Raw genomic sequence first — 26,453 nt, forward strand, 5'->3', positions numbered from 1 at the left:
GGCAAGATCAGGTTAAGATTTAGCGACAAAGTAAGGTTCAGGCCCTGCGAAGCACCATTTCCGAAGCACGATCACTTTTTGAGCAACGCAGCAATAAAGCCCTGAACGCTGAGATGAACAAGCTTTCACCAGTTATGACAGCGCTGTGCAAATTTCCGGCTCAAGGCACGCGCAACCCCCTTTTTCATGCCGCGTGACCCGGATTTTCCGGTATCCTACCCCGCTAATTAATCACTCTCTTTTTGGGCTGTAAGCCCTGCCGGCATTAAAACACTATTATGGTTTCAGACAACGCTCTACCCGGGACAGGCACTGTTCGCTTTCCGAAAGGCCGGTTCGCCATGTGGACGGTATACAGCTTTACCAGCGCTTCCATTCTGGCTTCCATCATTTTTTCACTGTTGCTATTTTTGTCTATCGACGACAACCCTGTGATGCAGATCCTCTTTGGCGGTCTGGCGGTTATTTTCGAACTGGGTAAATTCTTCGCCTGGTATGAATTTGGCGAACGCCGCGCCAGACGCAGCTACTCAGGGGCCACCTGCGCGTTGGCTTTTTATTCTGTACTGGCGGCGATTTCCATCGGCGGTTCAGTCGGCGGCATTCAAAGTGCCACTAATCAGGCTCAGAGCCATGTCACAGTACAGCAGAGCAAAATCAACGCTTACAACATGCAGATTGACGCCATTGAAAAGCAGATCGATCTGAACAATGAGGCGGCGCAGAAGTACATCAGAATGGAGCGTATCGCCACGGGTGTCACCCGTATTCAGCGAGAAAACAGCAAGCTGCGCGAGCAGCAGCAAGCGCTGGCAATGGAGCGGGACAACCTGCCTGTGGTCAGCCAGGGCTCAGTGCTGGGTTTAATTGACGGTCTGGCAAAAACCCTCAAAGTCAGCAATGAAGCAGCGCAGCTCGGGCTGGTGATCTTTCTCTCTGTTCTGCTGGATTTCTTTGCCGCTTTCTTTGTCGGATTGATCGGTGAAGAGCTGCGTTTTCGTCAGCAATTTAACCAACGCCATGCCATTTATGTCTCAAACACGACTGTCAGGCAATCTGCCGCAGGGTCCAACCCGCCAGGACCTGAAAATAGCCCAGCAAGTGATTATACAGGCACAGCCAGTATGGCAACCTTAGCCATTGAAGCGGCCCGCGAATCTCAGTCTGCAAGCGCCGAAGAAGCGCCCTCCCTGTCGCCCTACGATCGCGTGGTAGATGCACTCACGTCTGATTCCGTCAGCTGCTCAAAACGGGCCATTATACGGGCGCTGAAGCTCTCAGCGGATGACGTCGATGAGGTGTTCCACCGCATGATGGGGGAAGGCCTGGTCAGTAAGAAGCCAAACCACCATTTCCAGTGGCACGGGCTACAGGCTCAAACGGACACTGACGGTCAGCAGGCCTAGTGTCTCAATTGGCAGTCGGACCAACCGCTAGCCAGAGATTCTGTCACCCAAAGTATCAGTTAATAGAGCGGGCGCCCAGGTGCCCGCTTTCTGTTTCGCCAGCACAGATCAGCCACTCTGTACACATCAGATACTCTTACTGCCACCGGCGATCAGCTAAGGTTGCTTAAACAGGGTCTCAAGCAGAAAAGGTTCATCAAAATGACGCTTGCCGATAAACGCGGTCGCATGATGGCCCAGCTGACGCTGAGTCCCCGGCGATTTAACCCCGAGCGGCCAGAGATAAAACCGCTCTGCGCGTACACTGGCCGGTAACATCGCCTGCGAATTGAACAGGCTCTTATTGTGGCTTGTTGCTGCAGGTAAACTGCGCAATTGATCGTAAGGCAATACAGTCAATACGCGTGCCCGGACATCATGCCGCAGCCATTGCACATCTTTCACCATATGCTCGCCAGAGGATAAGGTCACCCCCAGCTTGTCTGTCTGATGCCCGGCATAGACTTGCAGGGTAACAGGCCATTCCGCTTTGTTGCCCGGCGGAGCAAAAGTGAGAGCCGGTGACAGGGCAAACACCATGTGATAACAGCCGCAATGGTGAATACTGTCCAGAATGTAAGGTTGTCCGTCAGCATCCAGCGTTAGCCTCAGCAACACCCCATCAAACTGACCTGCATACGGATCAACCCCTGAGCGTGCGGTGCGGTTGGCGAACCACAGCGTGTAGTTCAGCTGCATCAGGGTCTGTCCATAAAAGCGGGTATAGCTGACATGGGTATACAGGGTCGGCTTCTGGGGAACGACCCCAGGCTGACTGGGGGTGACATAACGGACCTGACCGGGAAAGTCATCCCGCGAGCGGGTTTCAACCTGAAAAACCGGCGCGTAAAAGCTAAGCAGACTTTGCTGCTGCTCTGCGCTTAGCAGCGGCCATGACAGTGCCGACCTCTCCCTTGCCTGACGAAACCACGCCTGTATCTGCAAGCGGTTAAGGGATGGCCTGTCATCTGGCGCGTAACGGATCGCATAACCCTCAACAGGTTGGATAAAATGGCTGATCAGACGCCGCTTTTCTTTGTCCATCGAAGGTCTGGCAAAATGTTGTGTGACCGGGTACAGCCCCAGTACCCGTTGCCAGGTCGCGTAGCCGGATGGCAACTGAGGCGGCTCTGTGATGAGCGCTGACCACAGAGCGGGCTGATACAAGCTGCGGCCGACCAGCTGCTCTGCACACAGATCGAGCGGCTTTAACCCATAAGCGGTGTTATCTGGCAGGTTCTGATATTCCGCCTGCCGCTGTACGGCGGCCTGATGTGACACATAGTCCAGCCATTGGCGTTTGCTTTCGCGATCAGTCAGCTCAAATAGCCAGGACAGACTGAAACGGTCGAAAGCCAGGTGCGGAAATCTCGGGTCCCATGTCAGCTGCGCATCTTGTACGCCCTGTTGCTGAACAGTACGCTTAAAGTCCGTGAGCAGATCAACACAGTCGGCTTGTGAGCGTGTGTAGATTTGCTGCTGGGCAGGAATAGAATCCGGGATCGGCTCGGGCAGGGATGTACAGGCTGTCATCAACAGGAAAGACAACAGAGTCAGCACACGCATCATATCCCCTCTCCTGATAATCCCAGCGTCGATAAATAACTGAACCCGACTCCTGTAAGTGAAGCAGATAATCGCCTGGTTTGGTGTCTGCCGGCTATGAGAACAACGCAAGAAAACCAAAAGAAAAAAGCCCGCACCTGGCCGTGCGGGCTTGCTCATATCTTTGTTTGTGTCAGTGAGCGGATAAAGTTAAGCGTTATCCGGCACCTGAATTACACCACGGCGGATTTGATCCAGTTCAATCGATTCAAACAGCGCCTGGAAGTTACCTTCACCGAAGCCTTCGTTGCCTTTACGCTGAATAATTTCAAAGAACACAGGACCAATAACGGTATCGGTAAAGATCTGCAGCAAAATGCCGGTTTCATCACCATCAATCAGGATTTTCAGATCTTGAAGTTTCGCCAGATCTTCCTGATGACCAGGAATACGCTTATTCACCCCTTCATAGTAGGTATCAGGGGTATCCATGAAGGCCAGACCGTTCTTTTTCAGCCGTGTCACCGTCTCGAAAATATTGTCTGTGCTCAAAGCGATATGCTGGATGCCTTCGCCATTGTATTGATCCAGATACTCTGCAATCTGTGATTTATCGTCACTGGATTCATTGATTGGAATACGGATTTTTCCGCATGGCGCCGTCATAGCGCGAGACAGCAGGCCAGTGACTTTACCTTTGATGTCAAAGTGGCGGATTTCACGGAAGTTGGCAATACGCTCATAAAAGCCCGCCCACAGATCCATGTTCCCTTGCTTCACGTTGTGAGTCAGGTGATCCAGGGTATGTAAACCGGCATCCTGATTAGCCAGGCGTTCCTGATAATCCGGGTAATAGTCGAAGTCGATCTCATAGATATCGTGCTCACCATAACGATCGACCAGATAGATCAGAGATTCGCCGATACCGTACACGGCCGGAATATTCAGTTCCATCGGACCGGCCTGAGCTGGACAAGCTGTCGCCCCGTTGTCCACCGCGTGTTCCAGAGCCAGCGTCGAGTCTTTCACACGAAATGCCATCGCGTTAACGCTCGCACCGTGAACACCGGCAAAACCGGCAGCCTGAGAGTGCTGTTCACCGTTAATGATAAAGTTAATGTCACCCTGGCGGTATAGCCAGACTGATTTATGTTTATGCTTGGCAACTTCAGCGAAGCCCATCAGCCGGAACAGGTTTTTGAGATTGGCAATACCCTCTGGCGTCGGTGCGGTATACTCAACAAACTCGAAGCCGTCCGTGCCCATAGGATTTTTCATCATTTCACTCATCCGTATATCCTCACATATTGGTTACTTTGCTGACGCCTGTTCAGCGATTCCTTACCTATAGAATTAGCACCACAGAGAGGGGTTGAGAAGCCAGTTGTAAAACTAAGGTTAACGCAATGTAAAAATAGTTTGTAAAGCCAGCTTGCCAGCCATTTGAGCTCAATGAGCACCCCATCCATTACAGGTAATGAGAACAGCGTAAGAACCTGAGACACCATGAAATCAAGCCATTTCATAAAATTGAAAAATAGTGTAGAAAGCTTTACATAGGCGTATGCGCTGGAGTACTGCTCTGAAGTGATTGCGTAGCAACCTGCATAAGAGAAGCAACCAACTCTTCGCGGCAATCACAACCGCGAGACTGTGTTGCCGGCTCTGTCGAGATTCGAAAGATAAACAGCCCCTGACTATGGTTATGGAGGAGGTCATTGTAATGAGCGTAAATAAAAGGGATAAACTGCGTTTACCGCAGCGGAAAAAAACGTCAGTTGCCCTGAAAAAAGACAGCGCAATTTACTTGCCGACTTATCATTTTCTGAAAAGCGAATTTCAGCATGCCCGACGCCACGAGGCAGGGCTGATCCGCGATGACGATACAGAATTCCTGCACCAGTACCGTGTGTCACTCCGGCGCTGTCGTGCCTTGCTCAGCCTGCTCAGTGCCATTTTCCTGCCGCAGCAAAAACAGATGATTCAGAACGCCCTGAAAACCTTGATGCAGAAAACCAATGAACTGCGGGATCTGGATGTGTATTTAGGCAACATGGAACCTTATTTCGATGCGCTGGATCATGAGTATCATCAGGGGTTGATCCTGTTCTTTAACGACCTGCAGGACAGGCGGATAGTGTTGCAAAAGCAAATTAAAGAGTGGCTGAAATCTGCCGACTATCAGCAACAATGCGCCCAGATAGTCGGGTTACTGGATGAGCTGACCGTGAAACCGACAGATGCAGGAAAAAAGCCCAGCCTGCCGTTTGCAAAAAAATGTATCTGGAAACACTTCAATAAAACACAGAATGTCTGTCAGTCCATCGGTTACGCCAACCCGGACGAACACATTCACGAGCTCAGAATTTCCTGCAAAAAGCTCCGTTATCTTCTGGAGTATTTTGCCCCGATTTTTCCGCGCAAAGTCATGAAAGATCACATCAAGCAGCTGAAAGCGCTGCAGGATTCCCTTGGTTACTTTAACGACAGTGCGGTACAGATGGATTTTCTCAATCAGTATCTTGAGCAGCAAAAGCCAGGATCAAAACGCCATAACGCAATCTCGCGTTTACTGACATTCAGCCAAAAGCAGCATGCCGATCATAAAATCAGTGTTATCGATCATGTCAATCAGTATGCCTTTGCTGCTCCTCAAAAATCCTTTGAAAAGATATATAAACCCTGAACAGGACATCGGACGGGAGATTTTTTGCGGCATCATGCACATTTCATAAAAGCTTCATTAAACAGCAATACAAGCTGAGAGACCAATCACGCTTTATTTTCAGCGCTTTGCTATTAATGTATGAAACACAAATGAAAGGAAGTGCGTATGAAATCAATCAGAACAATAACACTGACTCTCTCCTCCCTGTTTGCACTGTCTGTAACCCCCCAGGCTGCAGCGGCCGATGCGCAGCAAGCCTTTATGAACGACTGCCTTCGCACTTATCAGAATGAGTCCTTATGTCTGGGTTACGCCCTGGGTGTTTTTAACACCATTTCAGCCATTCAATGCAGCCAGCCAGAGCAGCACCCTATTCATTCCTTAACTCAGCCCGGCACCATGCAGACGGAAGGTGCAAAGCGCGTTCGCCTGTCGATTGAAGCCATGCAACCGGCACTGAGCAAAATCAGCGACTGCCGGGCCAATGCGCCCGCTTCAAGCTGACCAGACAGTCTATAGCTGGCCTGAGAGCCTTTAGCGAATCAGAAAGCCTTTGCTAATCAGAAAACCTTGAGCGATGCCGGCCAGTTTGCTACTGGCCGGAATCAGTTTTCACAACAGACTGACGCGATCTTAGTCTCAGCCTCTGTCTCAGATATCCGCTTTGATGGCAGCTTTAATATCCGCTTCCAGCGCCTCTGGCTTAGTCAGTGGCGCGTAACGTTTAATCGGCTGGCCATCCCGGCCAATCAGGAACTTGGTGAAGTTCCATTTGATATTTTTTCCCAGCAGGCCAGGTAAAGCGCCGGTCAGATAGGCAAACAGCGGATGACTGGTCGCTCCTTTGACATCCACCTTTTCAAACATGGGAAAATCAACGCCATAGTTAATTTCGCAAAACTCACTGATGGCTTCGCTATTACCCGGTTCCTGCTGACCAAACTGATTGCAGGGAAAACCGAGGATCACCAAACCCTGCTCACGGTATGTCTTATAAAGCGACTGCAGGCCCTGATATTGCGGCGTAAAGCCACATTGACTGGCGGTATTCACCACCAACACAACTTTCCCTTTGTAAGTGCTTAATGGCAGTAGCTCGCCTTGCAGGCTGGTGACTGAAAAATCGTAAAATGCCGCCATAACTCTGTTCCTTACCTGTCATGCTTCAAGCATGGTGTCTTTGTGTGGCCAGTTTATCAGGCACAGCTGTTCAACTGGGAATTGTTCTTTAAAACCGTATACTGGCCCCCCACCACATCTGAAACGTAACTGCCAGGGAACCTCAGTGTCTTCATTTAGCCAGCAACTGACCGCTATGGGCCTCAGAAGCTTAGACTTTAACCAGGCTGAAAACGCAAGCTTAGACGTACTGCTCAGCCAGCTTGAAACAGAATTTTCCTCACTGCAGCAGCAACGGCCAAACAGCAAAGGCGACGATCTTTTACTGGGGATGATGACCAAAACGCATTTATCTGCACTTGAGCAATATCAGAGTACGGAGAGCCAAAGTCATGCAATGAATGATCTGTTCGTGCAGCAACTTGGCAAGGAACATGCGGCACGTTTCGACAACCAGCATCATGGCCATTTTCTGCTGGTCACACGCCTGTGGATGCTGGTACTCGGTTATCAGCAGATCGATCTCAGCTATGCGGCCGATCATGCGCTGTCCAGCGCTAGCCTGCTGTTTCCGGATGATGCCACAGGGCCAAGCCACAGCCGCGCTGAGCAAACCCGGCGCCGCTTTATGCAGGCCTATTATCAAGGTAAAGCATCAGCCCGCGACAATGCGAGGGGCACAGAGCAGAATACGTCCTCTGTCAGTTTCATAAACTCACTCAGAGGCTGGTTTCAGCGTATATTTCATCGGTGAAACTGAAAACATACGGCAGATCCCGAAAACCCGGTGTTTACGCTGAGATAAAAAAGTGAAAAAACAGCAAATAAATCATGTTAAATCATACAGCTAGCAGGCTGGCTGCTGTTTTTATGTCTTTGCTAATAAAAAAGTTATCCGCCTAATGTTTTGACAAGGTTGATGTTTAACATTTGACTATACATTTTTTACAAAAGTGATCGTTGCGCGTTTTTTAATCACCCCTATAATACCGCCTACGCTTTAACCAAGTATGTTGTTCCTTTAAAACTCCTGCAGCTAAGATGCCCTGAACGGAAAAAGCCGCCAGGGTCTTTAACGCAGTTTGAGTTGATTTATTTCCCCCGCCTGTCATGCCTTTGACAGGCGTTTTTTTTATCTGTTTTACAGTATCGGATGGAGCTGCACAGACAGGTAATGCTCCAGGCGCTCCTGCAACTGCGCTTTTTCTTCATCCGGCAAAAAGCTGGCCCGGATAGCGTTGGCGGTAAATAAAGCCATTTCTTCTTTTGTTACCTCAAACGCCTCGGCTACAGCCAGAAAATTGTCCGTCATGTAACCTCCAAAATAAGCCGGATCATCGGAATTGATCGTCACGCACACGCCTTTGCGCAGCAGCTCTATGATGTTGTGATCCGCCATGTGATCAAACACCCTGAGTTTAACGTTCGATAAAGGACAAACAGTCAAAGGCATCTGATTGCGGATCAGTTCATCCACCAGCGCCGGATCCTGACTACACTGCACGCCATGATCGATTCGGGACACCCGAAGCAGCGATATCGCATCACGAATATGACTGGCCGGCCCTTCTTCGCCGGCGTGGGCGACAGTCAAAAACCCGGCATCGTGCGCTTTTTCAAACACACGGCGGAATTTTTCCGGCGGATGGCCATTCTCAGAAGAATCCAGCCCAACACCAATAATGTATTCCTGATACGACATCGCCTGAGCCAGAGTTTCAAACGCCGCATCCTCACTGAGATGGCGCAGAAAGCACATGATGAGCCGGCTTGAAATCGACAATTTTTGCTCCCCGTCGGCCAATGCCCGGGTAATGCCGGCCATCACTGTCTGAAATGTCACGCCGCGCTCAGTGTGGGTTTGCGGATCAAAAAAGAGTTCGGTATGCATGACATGATCCTGCTGACAATGCAGCAGATACGCCCAGGTGAGATCGTAAAAGTCCTGCTCGGTCTGCAGGACAGCCGCACCGAGATAATACATATCCAGAAAAGACTGAAGATCATCAAACTGATAGGCGGCCCGGGCTTCTTCAACACTGGCATAGGGCAAAGGGATCTGGTTGCGTTGCGCCAGTTCAAACATCAGTTCTGGCTCTAATGTCCCTTCAATATGGACATGCAGTTCAACTTTCGGCAGGGTTCGGATGAAGCTTTCCATTGCACTGACCTCTTAACTCTCTACACAGGTAATTTGGGGATAGTGTTTAAAGTGTAGATTGCAAAATCAGTAAGATGGAGAAGAAGGGAGATTTTCCCTGCCGGTGTGACGCAGTGACCAACAGGGAAAACAGCGGCTTATTTCTGTTTTGGACGGAACACCTTAATCACGCTTTCATCGCTTTCCAGATAAGGCCCTTCCATCAGATCAATACAATACGGGATGGCCGGGAATACCGCGTCCAGACATTCACGGATAGACTTAGGTTTACCGGGAAGATTCACGATCAGCGTATCGTCGCGCAGTCCTGCCGTCTGGCGTGACAAAATAGCAGTTGGCACAAACTTCAGAGACTCGGCCCGCATCAGTTCACCAAAGCCAGGCATCATGCGATCGCACACAGCTTCTGTCGCTTCAGGGGTAACATCACGTTTTGCCGGGCCAGTTCCGCCGGTTGTGACTATCAGGCAGCACTCTTCTTCATCAGCCATGCGAATTAAGGTGGACTCAATGACATCACGCTCATCAGGAATCACTTCGTAGACAGGTTCCCACGGTGAAGTCAGATACGCTTTCAGCGTCTCAATAATCGCCTGCCCGGAAAGGTCTTCATAGACACCCGCACTCGCCCTGTCACTGACGGTGACAATCCCAATTTTCGCTGTTGTCATTTTTTCTCCTCAGGCCAAAGCCTTGTCATTGCGAACTGGCCACATCACGAACAGATAAGCGGCCCCTGCGCTAGTGTAAGCAATCTTTACCGTTCCGAAAACCTTTAGGGTAAGTCAAACACCAGAGCTGTGACCGAAACATCGCCCTGATTGGATACAATCAGCTCAGGCTGATGATCCACCTTCAGTCCGTCCCCTGGTGATAAGATCTCACCTTCTACCGTCAGCTGGCCTTTGATCTGATGCAGATAAAACCGGCGGCCGGCCTGCTGTGTCAGGATCAGAGATTCACCTGCCGCTAAAATCAGCTGGCTGAGCCGGGCATCCTGCTTAATGGACAACGTGCCGTTCTCACCGTCCGGCGTGATCACTGGGGTCAAGCCTTCACGCTGACCAAAGTCTTTCTGCTGGTAGCCCGGCTCGCCACCAAGCTGATCCGGCTGAATCCAGATTTGCAGAAATTTCAGTGTGTCTTGCTGCGACGCATTGAACTCGCTGTGGTATATCCCTTTACCGGCCGACATCAGCTGAAATTCACCCGCCGGTAAACGCTTGATGTTACCTGCGCTGTCTTTATGGGCAATTTCGCCTTCCAGCACATAGCTGATAATTTCCATGTCTTTATGACCATGGGTATCAAACCCGGCACCGGCGCGGACGGTATCATCATTTATCACCCGCAGCGCCGAATAGCCCATATGCTCAGGATCGTAATAATGACCGAACGAGAAGGTATGACGACTATCAAGCCATCCGAACGAGGCTCTGCCACGCTCTGCAGCACGTCTGATTTTCAGCATAATGTCACCTCTTAAATGATGTCGATAAAGGAATAGTCAGGCTGAGCGCGCCCTTAGCGGACGCGTTTTGCCAGCAGTGAGTCAGCCGACAATTTGCCTGCTCCAGAGAAAACCAGTGATACCGCGATTGCCAGCAGAGACAGACCAAACTCGTAGCCGCCGTTAGACATAAACAGGCCATTCGGTAAGTGAACGCTCACAATAGCCACCACCATAGTGATTGCCAGCACCAAAGCTGCCGGACGTGTCAGTAAACCGATCAGGATAAACAGACCGCCGAAGAACTCACCGCTACCGGCCAGAAACGCCATCAGCATGCCAGGCTCCAGACCTATAGAAGCCATCCACTGGCCCGTGCCTTCCAGACCATAGCCACCGAAAGCACCAAACAGTTTTTGTGCGCCATGGGCCATGAAAATGATACCGGCAGGCACACGCAGCGCCAGAGGGGCAACACTGTCTGAAGACGTTAACAGGCGTTTAATAAAAGAAGTATTCATAAGGGTTTCCTCAAAAAAGTTGAACAATAATAGATATTCAAAGCTGTCATCGTTAAAAGTGACAGAAGCTGTGCTGATTGCTCATGCACTGGCCTTAGCCCTGTCTTCCTCGATTGAAAGCAAGTGTAGTGGCAGTCAAAGCCAAACAACACCGGTTGAAATTGAGTAACTAATTCGAATAAATCGAACAATAGAATAATTTGCTGCCTGAATAGAAAAATTACAGACAAAAATCAGGGGCTATGACACTATGAACGGCTTGATAGTTCAAAGGAAAATCAACGACATGGAGTTGTCTCACGTACGCCGTTTTTCGGCACCTATCTGGGCCGTATTGATCGGCACTCTGCTGACCCGCGCCTCCTTTTTTATGGTCTGGCCCTATATGGCCGTGATGCTGCACCGGAAATTTGGCCTGTCTGAAATTGAAATTGGCACCATAATGAGTCTGGCGGCACTCGGCGGCGCCGTTGTCGCCCTGTATGTGGGCTATCTGTCTGATAAGCTTGGCAGGAAAAATTTACTGATCATCAGCTGCCTGGCCCATGTCGCGACATTTATTATTCTGGCCGAGGCAGATCAAAGCTGGCTGTATGCCGCCGGGGCGCTGATGGCAGGCATCAGCCGGGCTATGCTGGAACCGCCGGCACGGGCGATGATTTCGGACTTACTGCCTGAAATTCCCGTCAGAGAAATGGCGCACCAGGTCCGCTATTACTGCATCAATCTGGGTGCGGCTTTTGGGCCGCTAGTGGGCTTACAGCTTGGCTTTACCGGCGAACAGTCCTCTTTTTATCTGGTCGCGCTGGCTTACTTGATCTACAGCGTGTGTTTTATTCTGGCTTTCTGGCAGATCCGCAACACCCCGCAACCGCCCAAAAACGAGCAGAACTTCAGCCAGACACTGAAAGTATTAGCGCGAGACAAGGCATTCATGGTGCTGATTCTGGCCAACACCCTGGTGATGTACGCTTATCTGCATCAGGAAACTTCGCTGGTGCAGTATCTGAATGGTTTGGGCGATAAAGTCATAGCACTTTACACCAGCATGATTTTTGTCAATGCCAGTGTGATCGTGTTACTGCAATTTCCACTACTGAAACTGCTCAGTAGCTGGTCGCTGTATCGCCGTGTATACCTGGGCGTTGCCCTGTTTGCCAGCGCCTTTGTGCTGTACGCCAGTTTCCCGCTTGATGCCCCTGAGTGGTACTGGCTGCTGGCCACCTTTGTACTGAGTCTGGGCGAAGTGATTCTGTTCCCGACCTTCAATCTGCTGATTGACAGAGCGGCACCAGATCATCTGCGAGGGGCATACTTCGGGGCGGGAAATCTGACGTCTATCGGCGTGAGTTTATCGCCATTGGCTGGCGGTATTATCTTGTCGTTATACGGTGGCCCGGCGTTGTTCCTTTCCACCGCCTGTGTGCTGGTTCTGGCAGGCTATTTATACCGCTGCTCTGCCCGCTTACAACAGCAAAACAGCGATCCGGTACAAGCGACTCAGTCATAGCAGCTTGTACCGGCAGTACGCTTTCAATACCCGTTATTTCACCCAAACCTGCTTGGCATTCACAAACTCGTGAATGCCTTGCGGCCCCAGTTCCCGCCCGTAACCCGAGCGTTTAATGCCGCCACTCGGCAGGCGGGGATCTGTTTTCACAATACCGTTCACGGCAATCTGACCCGCCTGCAATTCGCGAATAAAACGCTGAGCCTGTGCCGGGTTAGCCGTCCAGACCCCGGCCCCCAGTCCGTACGCGGTATCGTTAGCCAGCCGCAGAGCATGTTCCGCATCATCCGCTTTTACCAGCACCATCACTGGGCCAAAGGTTTCTTCCCGAAACGCGCACATCTCAGGTGTCACGTCTGCCAACAAGGTCACCGGATAGAAATAACCCATCCCCGGTTCTGGCTGGCCGCCCATCAGGCACCGTGCACCTGCGTCTATTGTTGCCTGCACCTGACGATGCAGGTTCTGGCGCAGATCATCACGGGCAAGCGGCCCGATATCCGTGTCTGGCGAAGAGGGATCGCCGACTCTCAGCAGCGTCAGCCGTCTTTCCACCAGCTGGGTGAAAATGTCATACACAGGCGCTTCAACAATAATCCGTTTGGCCGCAATACAAGACTGACCGGCGTTGATAATGCGTGACAGTGTCGCGACATCAGCGGCCGTTTCCAGATCAGCATCAGCCAGTACCACCAGAGGATCGGAGCCGCCCAGCTCCAGCACTGCCGGTTTGATCTCACTGGCTGCAGTCGCGGCAACGTTCGCACCTGCGCGGTCTGAACCGGTAAACGAAACCGCCGCAATGTCGGGATGGCGGATCGCCTGCTCGGCAAGTTCATTGCCAACCGGCAGGTTGACCATGATATTGGCGGGCGCACCCGCCAGTGCAAACATTTCTGCGATCGCGCGGGCACAACCTGGTACATGCGGATCGTGCTTCATTACGCAGGTGTTTCCGGCCATCAGCGCCGGTGCCAGAAACCGGAAGGCCAGCCACAGCGGTGCATTCCAGGGCAAAATTCCTAACACAGTACCTAAAGGCTGATAGCAGACATAACTGTGGCTGGCATCAGACGGCAGGCTTTGATCTGCCAGATAGGATTCAGCATGCTCGGCATAATGCTCCGCACACCAGGCCGCTTTTTCCACCTCAGGACCGGCTTCCTTCACCGGCTTACCCATTTCCAGTGTCATCAGTTCGCCCAAGCGGGTTTTATGTTCCCTCAACTGTTCTGCAACGCGGCGCAATACTTCGCCGCGCGCGGCAAAGGTTAAGCGCTGCCAGTCAGGCTGCGCTGCTCTCGCCGCTTTAATCTGGCTGGCCAGCGCATCGGCATTCAGCGTCGGGAATTGCTCAATCAGTGTGCCATTGGCCGGATTGATCGCTTTTAAAGACATATCTCCCCCCTTAAACGGCTATCCGTTAGCCTGTTGCTGTTTGCCTTTACGGGCTTTATCTATGGATGTCGCTTTGTCAGACGACACGCTGGAAGTGGCGGTTTCAGGCTTGGCCGGTTTGCCCTGATCGGGCAACACAGTGAAGTCTTTCGGCAGAGTGAAAAAAGATTCACAGCCATCTGCGGTGATAACTATGGTATCGGAAATACCACAGGTCTTATCGCCATCCACTCCCCACATCCAGGGAATGATGTGGAACGTCATACCTTCTTGCAGCACAGTCGACTCCCCCTGTTTCAGGCTGACAATATAACCCTCGTCCCAGCTGGGCGGAAAAGCGATACCGATAGAATAGCCGGAGCGGGTGATCAATCTGGCCCCCACATCATTGTGTGAAATGATATTGCGGATCAGGTTATCCGCATCCGACACCGTCATACCGGGCTGGATATACGAATGCAGCGATTGCAGCGCCAGCTTCATGGTTTCCTGCGCTTTGTACATGGAATCGGTCAGTTCACCTAAAATCACAGTGCGCATCATAGCGGTGTGATAGCGACGATAGCAGCCTGCCACTTCAAGAAACACGTGCTCGCCCGGTTGCACTACCCGTCCTTCCCAGGTTGCATGACCTATCATGGTTCTGGGCCCGGATGTCACATACGGCATCACAGCAGGGGGCTCCCCGCCTGCTTTAAACATCGCCGAGCTGATGGCCGCTCCGATTTCGTTTTCTGTTACTCCAGCCTGACAGGCCGCAATGCCGGCTTTCATACCGGCTTCGGTGGCAATCGCCGCTCTGCGCATCAACTCGATTTCAACCGGCGATTTGCAGATACGCCCCTGCTCGACGATGCCGAAGCAGTCCAGCAGTTTTGCTTCCGTCAGTGTGGTGTGAATAGTGTCCTGCTGATAGGCCGGAAAGAAGTAGCTGTTTCTTTCGTAGCCGATACGTTTTCGCGACAGTCCGAATTCCCGCAACGCATCCACCAGCATCTGAATCGCATCTCCGGTATCGGGATAGGGCCGGGTCCGTTCAATCCAGGTCCGGGCAAAAATGTTCGACTCTTCCATCGCCCGGGTAATCATGAAGGGCTCATCTTCCAGCGGCACAACCAGCGCCTGAAAAAAGGAATAGCCGGTTGTCTGGTAATCGGTCAGGTACATGATGTTTTCCGGATCGGTGATCACCACCGCATCCAGGCGGCGCTGAGCAATACGTTGCCGCAACTCGCCCAGACGTCGCTCATATTCCTCAAAAGGAAACGTCATATCGTCGCGTCTTTTCATACCGCCTCCCGGAGCACGTTCTGCGTCACTTCCACCAGAATGGCCAGCCCTGACTGCAAGTCGGCTTCCGGCGTTGTCAGTGGCGGGATCAGCTTAATCACCCGGCCGCCGCTGCCGCAGGCTGAGACCAGCAGCCCTGCTTCGAAACAGCGCCCGACAATGGTTTTCGCCAGCTCGCCAAGACCCACATCCACGCCATACAACATGCCTTTGCCGCGCACTTCCACCCCAGCCAGATCCGCCAGCGGCGCCAGTGCCGCGTGCATCATCTCGCCTTTTTGCTGCACCTCTTCCATCAGGTGACTGTCTTCGAAATAACTCAGCGCTTCGCAGCCCGCCACAAAAGACAAACACTGCCCGCGGAAGGTGCCTGTGTGTTCACCCGGCGACCAGTGTTTATCCAGCTCGGGTTTCACCAGATTCATCGCAATCGGGGTGCCCATACCGCCCAACCCTTTTGCCAGACAAACGATATCAGGGTCGATGCCGTAATCATCGAAACTGAAAAACGAGCCGGTTCGCCCCATTCCGGCCTGAATATCGTCCACAATCAGCAATGCACCGACCGATTTCGCCAGCGATGCCAGCCGCTGCAGCCAGGCTTTATCGGCAATGTTCACGCCCCCTTCGGCCTGCACCACTTCGACCATAAACGCCGCCGGTGGCGTGACGCCGCTTGAACCGTCCTGATAGCTGTCTTCCAGCAATTCCAGCGCCTGCAGGGCTTGCTCTGCCGCTTTGCCTTGCGCGCCGAAAGCGGTATGTGACACATGAGTCAGCGGCACACCTGCCGCGCCCCGGAAGTACTGATTCGCCGTACAGGCCAGTGCACCTAAGGTCATGCCATGAAAACCACGATGAAAAGCGACGATCTCATGACGTCCTGTGACCCGTCGCGCCAGTTTCAGCGCCGCCTCGACGGCATTGGTGCCGGTTGGCCCCATAAACTGCATTTTGTGGGGCATGTTGCGCGGCTCAAGAATGACGTGATGGAACCGTTCCATGAACCGGCGTTTCGCGCTGGTATGCATATCCAGACTGTGTGTCACGCCATTACGCTGGAGATATTCGATCACCGCCTGTTTCATACGTTCGTTGTTATGTCCAAAGTTCAACACCCCTGCACCGGCAAAAAAGTCGATGTACTCTTTACCCTGCTCATCTGTCTGCCTGGCATTGAAAGCCGTATCAAACACAACTGGGTAGACCCGGCAGTAAGCCCGGATTTCGGATTCGCGCTGTTCAAAAATGCTCATCGTACATCTCCTTGTGCTTTAAAATCTCTGGTGTGAACAGGGCTGTTGCGCTGTGCTGATTCGCTCAGCCAGCCTTCAACAGCCCTTTGATTTTTTTTACCCTCTCTACCCTGTGTAGTTCGGTAATGGCGCCCCCGCAAGCCTTGCATACCAGCGAACGACTTTTTCGAGCAGTCGGTCATTAAAATCGTAGTGTGGGCTGTGGCAGGGATACTGATGGACAGGCTCGCCATCGTCGGCCCCGATCAGGGCAAACGCCCCGGGCACCTGCTGCAGGTAATAGCTGAAATCTTCCGAGGCCATCACAGGCAGTGAAATGGCATGATCAAGCTGCTGATCCTGATCTGCCAGCCAGGCCGTACGGGCTTTTTCGGCCTGTCTGGCATGATTGATCGTGGCACTGTAACGCGGCTGGATCGCCACCTCGCAGGCCACGCCATAACTCATGGCAGTGTGATGGCTGATCTCTTCGATCAACTGATTGATTCGGGTTTTAGTCTGATCGTCAGGCACCCGGATACTGCCACTCAGCACCGCCTGCTGTGGGATCACCGTCAGGCCACTGGCGGCCTCTATTGAGGTCACACTGACAACAGCGGCATGCTGAGGCGGTAAGCGGCGACTGATAATCTGCTGCAAATTGAGGGTAATTGCCGACGCCGCCAGCACAGGATCGGCGCAGAGTTCCGGCTGGCTGGCATGGCCGCCGCGCCCTTTTACTGTAATGGAAAAAGTAGCATTACCGCACATCACCAGCTGATCCGGGCAAATCATCTTGCCAAACGGGATCGCCGGCCAATTATGCCAGCCGAAAATTTCATCCACCCCTTCCAGTGCCCCGTCTGCAATCATTTCCCGAGCACCGTGCCCGCCTTCTTCCGCAGGCTGAAACAGAAAAGTAACGGGGCCAGGCAACGTCTCTTCATGCTGTTTCAGCCAGGCGACTGTTGCCATCAGGGCCGCCGTATGGCCATCGTGACCACAGGCATGCATACAGCCCTGCTGCTGTGATGACCAGGTGCGGCCGCTGTCTTCATCAATCGGTAAAGCATCAATATCGCCCCTCAGGGCAATGTGGCGACCGCCAGGATTGCCAGACGCAATATGCGCCAGCGTGCCCGTTTGTGCGCAAGGTCGCCAGTCGATACCCATTGCGGTCAGACGATCACGAATGGCAGCGGCCGTATGATGTTCCTGCCATCCCAGCTCAGGATGGCGGTGTAAATCCTGCCGAAAGGTTTTTGCCATCGACAGATTCTTTTGCCAGAAGTCGGACATAAAGATTCCTGCTTGAATACTGAAAAGACCAAAACAAATTTTATTTATTATTTCGGTACTTACCAGCAAGCCTAGTCAGGATGGCCCGGTTTCTCAATGTTGATGATTCTGGACTGCACACAGGCTTCACACGGTTATTCCCTGTACAGACGGCCTGATTTTCACCGCACACAGTTGTAAGCCTATTCACAATCTGTCATTCAATACGGTACAGGAAGCGATTTTTGATATCGTGTTTATCGCCAGTCTGGGACACTATGCGCCATAGCAAGATTTCACTGAACAGTGATCGACCAAAGAGCGGGAGAACAGGAATGACTCAGGAGTTGTATATCGGCGTCATGTCAGGCACCAGCATGGACGGCGTAGACACGGCATTAGTGTCTATAGACGGCGACCGCATTCAATTGCTGGCCCATGATGATTATCCCATGCCTGATCCGCTCAAACAGCGTTTGCTCAGTGTCTGCATCGGGCAGCAGACCACCCTGGTTGAAATCGGCGAGCTGGACCACCTGCTGGGCCATTTATTTGCCGATGCCGTCAATGCCCTGCTGAAAAAGTCCGGTTACCGGGCCGATCAGATCCGCGCTATCGGCAATCATGGCCAGACTGTGTACCACCAGCCCTTAGGCGATGCACCGTTCACGCTGCAAATTGGCGATGCCAATATCATCGCCGCGAAAACCGGTATTGATACCGTTGCGGATTTTCGCCGCAAAGACATGGCACTGGGCGGACAGGGCGCGCCACTGGTTCCGGCTTTCCACAGGACTATTTTCCAGTCGTCAGATTCCAGCGTGGTGGTGCTGAACATAGGTGGGATTGCCAATATTTCCGTGATTCGCCCCAACGAAAATGTCCTTGGTTTCGACACCGGTCCGGGAAATATGCTGATGGATGCCTGGTGCGAACGGCACACAGGTCAGAAGTTTGACCGCAACGGCAACCTGGCCAGACAGGGCAAGGTGGACGAGGCTTTACTGAACCGCTTGCTCAGCGAGCCGTATTTTGCGCAGCCTGCACCCAAAAGTACCGGCCGGGAGCTGTTCAATCTGCCCTGGCTGGACGCTAACCTGATCAGTAGCACTGTCAGTACGCCAGATGTGCAACGCACCCTGTGTGAATTCACCGCAGTGACCATTGCCCGCGAGGTCGGGCGCTTTAAAACAGGCCCTGCTCCCCAGCTACTGGTGTGCGGCGGCGGTACGCGAAACCCTGTGCTGATGGCGCGCCTGACAGATTTGCTAAACGACTGGCAGACCGCACCAACCAGCGATTTTGGCGTCGACAGCGATTACATGGAAGCCATGGCCTTCGCCTGGCTGGCGCAGCGTCGCATTCATGGCCTGCCGAGCAATTTACCTGAAGTGACAGGCGCCAGCCGGCCGGCATCGCTGGGTGTGCTCTATTTCGCTTAATATGTTGTTTACTTTGAGTATTTTTAAAAGGGGACTGCGCGCTATAGCAGCCCCTTTGATTCAGCCAAAAAGAAAATACAGCAGATTCAGAACCGCCAGCGCAATAATCGGCCAAAGCGTCAGTTGCATACCCAATATCCGCCCTTTCAGGCTGTCGGCTAAGATGCCACGGCCATGAATCACCCGGCCTGCGGTGAAAATCAGCCCAATCACAGCAATCAGCCAGTTCGCACCGCCGTTATCTTCGAGCAGAAACAGCAAGATCAAGGTGATTGGGATGTAATTTGCCGCGTTAGATTGAGCAGAACAGGCCAGTTGCAGATCTTTTGCTTCGGTCCCCCCGTCGCCGTAACCAATCTGATGCCTCCTGCGTGCCTTAATCACCTGCATGGATAACCAGCACAGCCACAATGCCAGCACGGCTGCAAAAAAACTTGTTGTCATACCCTGAACGCTCCCGGTTAATTACCAAAACTTTCATAATCTTACACCATGATTACCGTTTTGCATCCTCGCGAAACCTGCACATTCTTATTCTCGCGACACCCATTTTCTCCGGCGCTGATGAAGGTCAAGCTAGACAACACTAAGCTAACAGTCAGAAAGCAAGAAAAAGTGATTCTGTGCTGATACAGAGTCGCGACACCTTATTTTTAACCGCGGAGCGCGGTGCGATTGACTTGGGGGCTGAACATGATGAACAAATCATGGGAGTGCGCGTGTGGGCTGATTGGTATCAGCCTGCTGGCTGGCTGTGGTGGTGATTCCAAACAGCCTGTCGCGCCGGTAAAAACCATACCTTCCTACACCATCACCGCCATTGACGGGTATCTGCAAAGTGCCCGGGCCTGGGTGGACGTGGGGCAGAATTTCCGCTTTGAATCCGGCGATCGCCAGGGGACAACCAACGCGTCGGGTCAGGCATCAATCGCTCTGAACGGGCTGGAAAACCCATCGCAATACGCTTCTTTCGTCCTGGCGATTGCCGGACAGACAGTGGATCTGGACAATCCGGGCACACCGGTCAGTCACAGCTTTTTAATGTCGGCCCCGATCGGCTATACCACTGTCACCCCGCTCACCAGTATTGTGCATCTTTATATGTATGAAGGGCTGGGCGAGTCGACGGCGATTTCTGCCACCGCCCAGTCGCTGGGTATCGGAGCCAGTCAGGTGATGGGCGATTACATTGCCAATGGCCTGGACGATATTGCGGTCAAAGCGCGGGCCATTGTTCAGCTGGGCATCTTGCTCAAACAGGAAGTGAGCAGTGAAGACGAGCTCGCCGTCCCGCTGGCTGAGTTCCGCCGCTTGCGTGATGTCTTGAAGCAGCTGGATACCCATCATCACCTGGTGTTTGATGTCCATAACCGCGTCGTGCTCGACGGCAACAATCTCCCCATAGTGGTGGATGATGCAGCCTTAAAAACCGACAGTGACGGCGACGGTGTCATCGATGCCGCGGATCCTTTCCCGAACGATCCCAATGAAAGCGGCGATTTCGATTATGACGGTCTTGGCGATAACCTTGATCCTGATGACGATAATGACGGCCTGACCGATGTGCAGGAAGAGATGCTGAAAACGGATCCGTTCAATCCCGATACCGACGGTGATGGAGTGAACGACAGCGAAGATGCTTTCCCGACAGATAAAAACGAAACCGTCGATACCGACGGCGATGGTATCGGTGACAATGCCGATCCTGACAATGATAACGATGGCGTCAGCGATGAGTACGATGAAGATCCGCAGGATCCCACCAAGCTCAGTTGCCAGTTTGATGCCATTATTTCCAACTCGTTCGAGCTGGACGCCAGCAAAATGCACAACATCATTCTGCAATGTGGCGGCTACCTGCCGCTGGGCAGTAACGATGTTAAAGCACTGACCGCACTGCGCCGCAGCCGTGTGATGGAAGCCGATACAAGCTATGGCAGCCAGTCAGAGTCTGGTTCCACTGAAGCCTATGAATTTGAAGACAATGGCACAGCCGTGCGTTATCTGAACGGCGTCGCGGCCGGAAACTACACCTGGAGTATTACCGGCAGCAACGAGAAAGACGGGTTCGCCTCCGGCATGATCAAGCTGTTCAACAGCAATGGCGATGCCGAAGTCTGGGCGATGCTCAACAAAACCAGCGAGCAGAACCTGTTTATCGTCTTCTCACAATACGCCAGCAACGGTGACAACATCATAGATACACAAGCCCTGTGGCAGATGCGCAGCCTGGATTACCGTCAGTCCGGCGATACTGTCCCTGCCAGCAGCGCAACCCTGTCGCCCTGTACGACAGGTGATTCCGTGATGAGCGACGATAACGCACCCACAGTGGCAGCTACCAAAGCCCAGTTTGATACTGCCGTCGAGACGTGCAAACAAAGTACCTCAGGTGGTGAGCTCACCCCGACGGTTGATCATCTGGCCAGCCAGTCCTTCCTGTGGGGCAAACCGGGTGATGATCTGGGCAGCCGCTACACCTTCCTGACCAACAGTGACGGCAATCAGGGCTTCGGCTATCGCCTGACAGGCGAAAAAGCAGAGAGCTATCAATGGGAAATCGATAACAATCTGCTGACCATTCAGGGCCGTGATATCCCCAATGCCACCAGTTGGACGCAAACCTTCTCTCTGCTGGCAGAAGCTGAGGCCAACGGTGAAACCGGCTGGAAAGTCTTTACGGTGAATGAGCAATGGGTCAAGGACAATACACCAGAGGGAATTACCGAGGAACAAGGTGCGATCGGCTCCGGTTCGCTGGTGCAAAGTGCCCTGCCCGGCCGTTTACTGACCCAGTGTGATAACTTCAACACCGGCTGGAATGACAGCACGCAAAGCCCGACCGACAGCGGCGCGACACCGGCCGACTATGATCAGGCCATCGCAAGCTGCGGCACACCCTGGACAGCAACACCTCTGGCCTTTACCGGTAATATGCTGAGTACCGCTTTGCTGACGCAGGATAACGGTCACAGCCTGGCGTTCAGCGGTGTGCCGGCAAGCAATGCAGACGGCCTGCTCTCCGGCAACGGTACTTATAACGTGCCGAATGCTGACCAGCCAGAACAGCCCCTGACAGAAGCATTCAGCTGGATAGTGAATGCCAAAGGACAACTGGTGATCCACTTTACCGACAGCGATAAAGTCATGACCTGGCAACTGCAGGATGGTGATGGCCTGAGCTTCTCAGCCCTGGGCTTTATGGAAAACCCGGACTGGCAGCTAAACCCGGATCATGGTGTCATTCAGCAAACCCGTTTTACTGTGTCCCGAATGATGTAAAGCGTGGCGGCAATAACAAAAACAGTCGGTAATAAGAGAAAACAGGTGGCGAAGTTTGCCACCTGTTAGTTTTTTCGACTAACAATTAATATCAATACCCTGAGGAACTGTGAAACGAATCAGCGCCAACCCGCATACAGCCTGGATTACAGACCTTGATGCATATTGGCACGACTATTGATTAGATAATCTCACTTTCCACAAACCGGATGTGATGATTCGATGAAACCGACGATGAAAAAAGTGATTCTTCCTGCTGCCCTGGCTGGTATTGCGCTGTATACCGGTATCATAAATTTCAGCTTTGCCGACGAGCAGACACGCACAGAATCTGTCCGTGCATTCAATAAGCTATCTGTCGAAAAAGGCCTGGAGGTCAGCGTGCATTGCAGCGACAAAAATTACCTTGAAGCCACAGGTAAGGCTGCTGCCTTGGAAAAGCTGACGGTGACTGAACAGCAGGGCACCCTGCAGATCAGCAATCGCTCGGGTGACGATTGGGAGAACATTGAACCGCTGACTGTGCATATTTACACTTCACAACCCCTTCAGCGCCTTGACGCCAGATTTGGCATTGATGCTACCGTGGACGGCTGCGCTATCGCCAGCGACAGTTTCGCAGCCACCGGGGAAATGGGCAGCAAACTGGTGCTGAGCGGCAGCACAGATACGCTGACACTGGCTCTGGCCATGGGTGCCACACTCGATCACGCCGCCCAGCCCCTGCATGTTAACCAGGCCACGGTTGAACTCGGTATGGGGGCCAGCGCCAGCCTGTGTCATGCCAAATCGGTTTCAGGCAGGCAGTCTGCCGGCACCCGGTTATCCGTATCACCAGACACCCAAACAAAAGTGAACGGCAGCTACGGCACAAGCATTGTATTTGATGCATGTTAACCGGGTATCAGAAACATTCAGGGTAGATCCTGAGAGACCTGCCCTGATTTTATTGAAAAAATAAACCGCGTATCTCGAAGTACTTTTTAGCTTGTAAATACCTGGAGGAACATTCTGTAGGCCATATATAAAATGACTAACGCCGAACACCGACAGAACCAATGCAGTTTGGGGCGCAAAGCTTCTCTGAAAAACCGAAGACTCACCACCGAGCAAATAAAACCATACCAACCAGCACTGACCAGAAAAGTAACCATAGCCACCAGAAAATAAAAATGGGGTTCATGGTTTTTCTGCACAGCAAAAGAAACGGCACTGCTGATGAACAAAAATGCTTTCGGATTCGATAACTGAACCATACACCCGGACAGGAACCCACAGCTCTGATCTCCCTGATCCGACACCGCGTGCGCCTGAACAGGCTGCGCCGTTGACAACTTAAATGCCAGGTACAACAGGTAACATCCGCCAAAAATGTGAATCACATTCATGAGCGAGCTATTTTGTGACAATGCAGAAAATCCCAGTACGGAAAGCGATGCAAAAATGAGGTTGCCAGTTGCAATCCCTAAAACGCTCGCAAAGGCTTCTTTTCTTGAAAAAGTCAGCGCACTATGGGTGGTCACAAAGAACGCCGGACCCGGGCTCATCACACCAACCAACAGCAGCGTTGTAAAGGATACTAATAACGGTAACCACTCTGTCACACATGACTCCTTATATAACAGATATCCTGATGTTGTCGGGGAGTAAAACACACCCGCTCAAGTTGGTCTGTTTCGAACTTATTCCGATAACAAAAGGTTATTTTTTGTATGGACTGAGAAATATCAATAAAGCCACCAACGCCAAAGAATGTTTCTCCCAGCTTTGCAATATTGACTCGTCCCAATCGGTCAACTTCACCCAAACCAAGCACTGCGTGGTCAATTTCGCCATTCCAGATTTTCTGAAAGATCTCGTTTTGTGTGTATCTTTTTTTTCCACCACGACTCATTCCAAATCCATCACCGTCGTAGAGCACCCCGCCCGCAACACCTGATTCAATGAGTGCATCAAACTGACAGTCAGTATATTGATGAACCTGATTCACTGCCGGCACAGGTAATCCGATGCCAATAATTAGCCGTTCATGGGCCGTAATACGCTGCGCGAGCTGGCGACTAATTGAAGCTGAATCCAGACAGTGCCGATAAAGATTTTCATCATTCAGATGATATCTGCCCGGTAAATAACTCACTATATGGAAAGCATCAGGGGCAATAAAGACTTCATCAAACAAATCTCTCGAACAAACTTTCTCCGGGTCATTGACAATCCGATCCGGCACTTGAATCGCTATCTTTGTCTGATTCGATAAGGCGCATCGTATCACAGATTCTAAATCTAAATCGATAGGCTGCGTTTCAAGAACAATATCTCCACTTTGAGTGAAGCCGGCCCCCCGCATGATGACCAGATCGCTCTCAGGGAGTGTATACGTTAGAAAATTGCCTGTGTTGACCACAGGCATGAAGTTAAACGGTGCGCCGGAACTAATACAGCTTCCTTTTACAGATGGATCAATAAACGTCCCCATCCCAATGTTCGTTGAATATTGCCGATTGGGTTCACTCATTAACTTGGCAAGAACCCCCTGAGGCAAGTTATGAACCTCGCCTCTTTCAAGCGCTAAGCTACAATTAATTTGGCGCGTTGCACCAAAATACCCACCGATTACCCAGTCAACATTGTTTCCCTGAAGCAAAGTATTCAAGCCACCCTGCCAGCCAGCCCCCGGCAATGATGCGCCAATAAAACCATATTTCTCGGCGTAACGACCATTCCAGGCCGTGAAGTTGATCAGTTGAATCAAATATTCCGGAGAAATAACACTCCCGAACGATGCGATATCAATTGTCTTCACACCCTTCAGAAGATTCCTAAATCTATTTACATCCTGTATAAACACGGTTTTTTCCTTTTTCTGAGCGATATATTTCCCTGACAACGAGTTCAGCATCTCTTACTGTGAGTGATGTCGCTTCTGTAAAAAACCGACATCCGTTCACCATTGGCCCTAGAATATAAATATTTCGCTCGTCTTTCACTCGACAGTTGGCATCGACCTCAATTCCGGAAATAAAACTCTTTGGCAATTTGCTATTTGAGATGAACTCAGGGGATTCAAAGGAATTAAAGCCCATCAGTGCATATTTTCCTGAAGTCAAAATATCGAAAGGTTTCTTACACATCCGAAGTTGCCCCTGGTCTATCAGGTTCACTAACTTCGAGGCATTGACATGCGGAAACATCGCACGTGTATTAATAATATTCGCCCGATTTTCATGTAAACGCTTTTTACAGTCGATCGCAAGTTGCGCATACACATCAACATACTTAGACGTCGCATTATAAATCATCTCTTGCCAGAGTGGTGTGTGCTCAGAGACATATTGTAATTCTTCAGACAATGTCACCTGATTATTCAAAACAATCTCTCTTTCCTGCGTATTTTTGAGCGTTGATAAAAACCTGGAAAATATTTTATCAACGGTTAGGTTCCCAATATCAACACCATCAAACAGAGAAGGTCCACCTGATGTAAAATCACTTCTGATTCTGGGGAAACGACCGGTTAAAGAAAAACAATCAATGGTTAAGTCTGGCCGATACGCACTCACAAAGAGAATCATATCAATCGCACTCAACCCTGAACCGTATATTTCGATCTTTTCTCCTTTGGGAACAGCATTGATTTTATCAAACAGCACATCATTCAAGAGATCACCGCCAAACCCAATGGACACGACCGTCGCAGAAACCTGATGCTTTATCCCCTGACAAACAATATCACCATACTCATTGACTGCACTGGCTTCAGGGTAATACTCAAATGCTATCCCTCTTGATTCTAGTGTCGTGATCATTAGGTCTTTGACTTGCTTGAGATAGCGACCATAAATCGCTCTGGGAATAAAGTCTTTCTTCGTATAATCATAACCTGCATGAGATAACCACTCGTAGATATCGACCACATGATTAAACTGTTTCAGAGAGTCCAGCCGTGTATTTAAAATAAATTCTTCTGGAGACGCTTTGTAGGCATAACCTATCTGGTTGTGATCACCACTAAACACTTTCACTGTTGTGAAAATATCATGAGGTAATTCCAGTAAGTGCATCAGCACAGAGATACACCCAGCCCCACCGCCAATTATTCCTAAGTTCAT

General features: G+C 51.4%; 23 protein-coding genes. 8 read left to right on the forward strand and 15 right to left on the reverse strand.

What is annotated here, in order from left to right; translation table 11 throughout:
- Window positions 1–341: 341 nt before the first annotated feature.
- Window positions 342–1,406 carry a bZIP transcription factor gene (locus IFO68_RS02410; protein WP_192014552.1) on the forward strand — a complete coding sequence of 355 codons (1,065 nt, stop codon included), beginning with the start codon at window positions 342–344 and terminating at the stop codon, window positions 1,404–1,406.
- A gap of 156 nt (window positions 1,407–1,562) precedes the next feature.
- Here the strand turns inward: IFO68_RS02410 and IFO68_RS02415 are convergent, their stop codons facing one another.
- Window positions 1,563–3,014, reverse strand: a complete 1,452-nt coding sequence (locus tag IFO68_RS02415) for a hypothetical protein (RefSeq protein WP_225445005.1) — start codon at window positions 3,012–3,014, stop codon at window positions 1,563–1,565.
- Between the two features lie 186 nt (window positions 3,015–3,200).
- Window positions 3,201–4,280: a 4-hydroxyphenylpyruvate dioxygenase gene (gene hppD / locus IFO68_RS02420; protein WP_192014302.1), complete on the reverse strand. Its 1,080-nt coding sequence runs from the start codon at window positions 4,278–4,280 to the stop codon at window positions 3,201–3,203.
- Window positions 4,281–4,713: 433 nt separating this feature from the next.
- On the opposite strand from hppD, the gene IFO68_RS02425 reads away from it, so the two are divergent.
- Both IFO68_RS02425 and IFO68_RS02430 read left to right on the forward strand, forming a co-directional pair.
- A complete protein-coding gene (locus tag IFO68_RS02425) occupies window positions 4,714–5,676 on the forward strand; it encodes a CHAD domain-containing protein (protein ID WP_192014303.1) in 963 nt (320 codons plus the stop codon).
- 147 nt (window positions 5,677–5,823) lie between these two features.
- Window positions 5,824–6,162, forward strand: coding sequence for a hypothetical protein (locus tag IFO68_RS02430; RefSeq protein WP_192014308.1), 339 nt, complete (start codon window positions 5,824–5,826; stop codon window positions 6,160–6,162).
- Window positions 6,163–6,309: 147 nt separating this feature from the next.
- Here IFO68_RS02430 and IFO68_RS02435 read toward each other — a convergent pair whose 3' ends face one another.
- A complete protein-coding gene (locus IFO68_RS02435) occupies window positions 6,310–6,798 on the reverse strand; it encodes a glutathione peroxidase (protein ID WP_192014310.1) in 489 nt (162 codons plus the stop codon).
- A gap of 145 nt (window positions 6,799–6,943) precedes the next feature.
- Between IFO68_RS02435 and IFO68_RS02440 the strand changes: the two genes are divergently transcribed.
- Window positions 6,944–7,531: a hypothetical protein gene (locus IFO68_RS02440; protein ID WP_192014312.1), complete on the forward strand. Its 588-nt coding sequence runs from the start codon at window positions 6,944–6,946 to the stop codon at window positions 7,529–7,531.
- Between the two features lie 387 nt (window positions 7,532–7,918).
- On the opposite strand, the gene IFO68_RS02445 is transcribed toward IFO68_RS02440, so the two are convergent.
- From IFO68_RS02445 to IFO68_RS02460, 4 genes are all read right to left on the reverse strand, one after another.
- Window positions 7,919–8,938, reverse strand: coding sequence for an adenosine deaminase (locus tag IFO68_RS02445; RefSeq protein ID WP_192014314.1), 1,020 nt, complete (start codon window positions 8,936–8,938; stop codon window positions 7,919–7,921).
- Between the two features lie 137 nt (window positions 8,939–9,075).
- Window positions 9,076–9,609, reverse strand: coding sequence for a molybdopterin adenylyltransferase (gene mog, locus IFO68_RS02450; protein WP_192014316.1), 534 nt, complete (start codon window positions 9,607–9,609; stop codon window positions 9,076–9,078).
- 104 nt (window positions 9,610–9,713) lie between these two features.
- Entirely contained in the window at window positions 9,714–10,409 is a 696-nt protein-coding gene (locus tag IFO68_RS02455) for a pirin family protein (RefSeq protein WP_192014318.1), read from the reverse strand.
- Window positions 10,410–10,462: 53 nt separating this feature from the next.
- Entirely contained in the window at window positions 10,463–10,909 is a 447-nt protein-coding gene (locus IFO68_RS02460; RefSeq protein WP_192014319.1) for a DoxX family protein, read from the reverse strand.
- A gap of 286 nt (window positions 10,910–11,195) precedes the next feature.
- Here IFO68_RS02460 and IFO68_RS02465 point away from each other — a divergent pair, with 286 nt between their 5' ends.
- Window positions 11,196–12,419 (forward strand): MDR family MFS transporter, encoded by a 1,224-nt coding sequence (locus IFO68_RS02465; RefSeq protein ID WP_192014321.1) that lies wholly within the window; start codon window positions 11,196–11,198, stop codon window positions 12,417–12,419.
- Between the two features lie 33 nt (window positions 12,420–12,452).
- On the opposite strand, the gene IFO68_RS02470 is transcribed toward IFO68_RS02465, so the two are convergent.
- The 4 genes from IFO68_RS02470 to doeB2 form a co-directional block, all read right to left on the reverse strand.
- Complete coding sequence (locus IFO68_RS02470) at window positions 12,453–13,817, reverse strand: NAD-dependent succinate-semialdehyde dehydrogenase (protein WP_192014323.1); 1,365 nt, start codon at window positions 13,815–13,817, stop codon at window positions 12,453–12,455.
- Between the two features lie 18 nt (window positions 13,818–13,835).
- Complete coding sequence (gene doeA / locus IFO68_RS02475) at window positions 13,836–15,107, reverse strand: ectoine hydrolase (protein WP_192014325.1); 1,272 nt, start codon at window positions 15,105–15,107, stop codon at window positions 13,836–13,838.
- On the reverse strand, window positions 15,104–16,363 hold the full coding sequence (locus IFO68_RS02480) for an aspartate aminotransferase family protein (protein WP_192014326.1): 1,260 nt from the start codon (window positions 16,361–16,363) through the stop codon (window positions 15,104–15,106). Before IFO68_RS02480 ends, doeA begins: the two co-directional genes overlap by 4 nt.
- A 105-nt stretch (window positions 16,364–16,468) precedes the next feature.
- Window positions 16,469–17,641, reverse strand: coding sequence for a N(2)-acetyl-L-2,4-diaminobutanoate deacetylase DoeB2 (gene doeB2 / locus IFO68_RS02485; protein WP_192014328.1), 1,173 nt, complete (start codon window positions 17,639–17,641; stop codon window positions 16,469–16,471).
- 314 nt (window positions 17,642–17,955) lie between these two features.
- Here doeB2 and IFO68_RS02490 point away from each other — a divergent pair, with 314 nt between their 5' ends.
- Entirely contained in the window at window positions 17,956–19,062 is a 1,107-nt protein-coding gene (locus IFO68_RS02490) for an anhydro-N-acetylmuramic acid kinase (RefSeq protein WP_192014330.1), read from the forward strand.
- A gap of 60 nt (window positions 19,063–19,122) precedes the next feature.
- Here IFO68_RS02490 and IFO68_RS02495 read toward each other — a convergent pair whose 3' ends face one another.
- The gene (locus IFO68_RS02495) at window positions 19,123–19,506 is read right to left on the reverse strand and encodes an MAPEG family protein (RefSeq protein ID WP_192014332.1); all 384 of its coding nucleotides are present in this window, start codon (window positions 19,504–19,506) and stop codon (window positions 19,123–19,125) included.
- A 249-nt stretch (window positions 19,507–19,755) separates the two neighbouring features.
- On the opposite strand from IFO68_RS02495, the gene IFO68_RS02500 reads away from it, so the two are divergent.
- Both IFO68_RS02500 and IFO68_RS02505 read left to right on the forward strand, forming a co-directional pair.
- Complete coding sequence (locus tag IFO68_RS02500) at window positions 19,756–22,344, forward strand: hypothetical protein (RefSeq protein ID WP_192014334.1); 2,589 nt, start codon at window positions 19,756–19,758, stop codon at window positions 22,342–22,344.
- Between the two features lie 234 nt (window positions 22,345–22,578).
- Window positions 22,579–23,241: a GIN domain-containing protein gene (locus IFO68_RS02505; RefSeq protein WP_192014336.1), complete on the forward strand. Its 663-nt coding sequence runs from the start codon at window positions 22,579–22,581 to the stop codon at window positions 23,239–23,241.
- Window positions 23,242–23,327: 86 nt separating this feature from the next.
- On the opposite strand, the gene IFO68_RS02510 is transcribed toward IFO68_RS02505, so the two are convergent.
- The 3 genes from IFO68_RS02510 to IFO68_RS02520 are packed head-to-tail and all read right to left on the reverse strand — an operon-like array spanning window position 23,328 to window position 26,453.
- On the reverse strand, window positions 23,328–23,948 hold the full coding sequence (locus IFO68_RS02510) for a LysE family transporter (protein ID WP_192014338.1): 621 nt from the start codon (window positions 23,946–23,948) through the stop codon (window positions 23,328–23,330).
- Window positions 23,945–25,192, reverse strand: a complete 1,248-nt coding sequence (locus IFO68_RS02515) for a propionate CoA-transferase (RefSeq protein ID WP_192014340.1) — start codon at window positions 25,190–25,192, stop codon at window positions 23,945–23,947. The genes IFO68_RS02510 and IFO68_RS02515 overlap by 4 nt, the downstream gene beginning before the upstream one ends.
- Window positions 25,170–26,453 (reverse strand): FAD/NAD(P)-binding protein, encoded by a 1,284-nt coding sequence (locus IFO68_RS02520; protein WP_192014342.1) that lies wholly within the window; start codon window positions 26,451–26,453, stop codon window positions 25,170–25,172. The genes IFO68_RS02515 and IFO68_RS02520 overlap by 23 nt, the downstream gene beginning before the upstream one ends.

It is taken from the genome of Photobacterium arenosum (genome assembly GCF_014841115.1).
Lineage (GTDB): Bacteria > Pseudomonadota > Gammaproteobacteria > Enterobacterales > Vibrionaceae > Photobacterium > Photobacterium arenosum.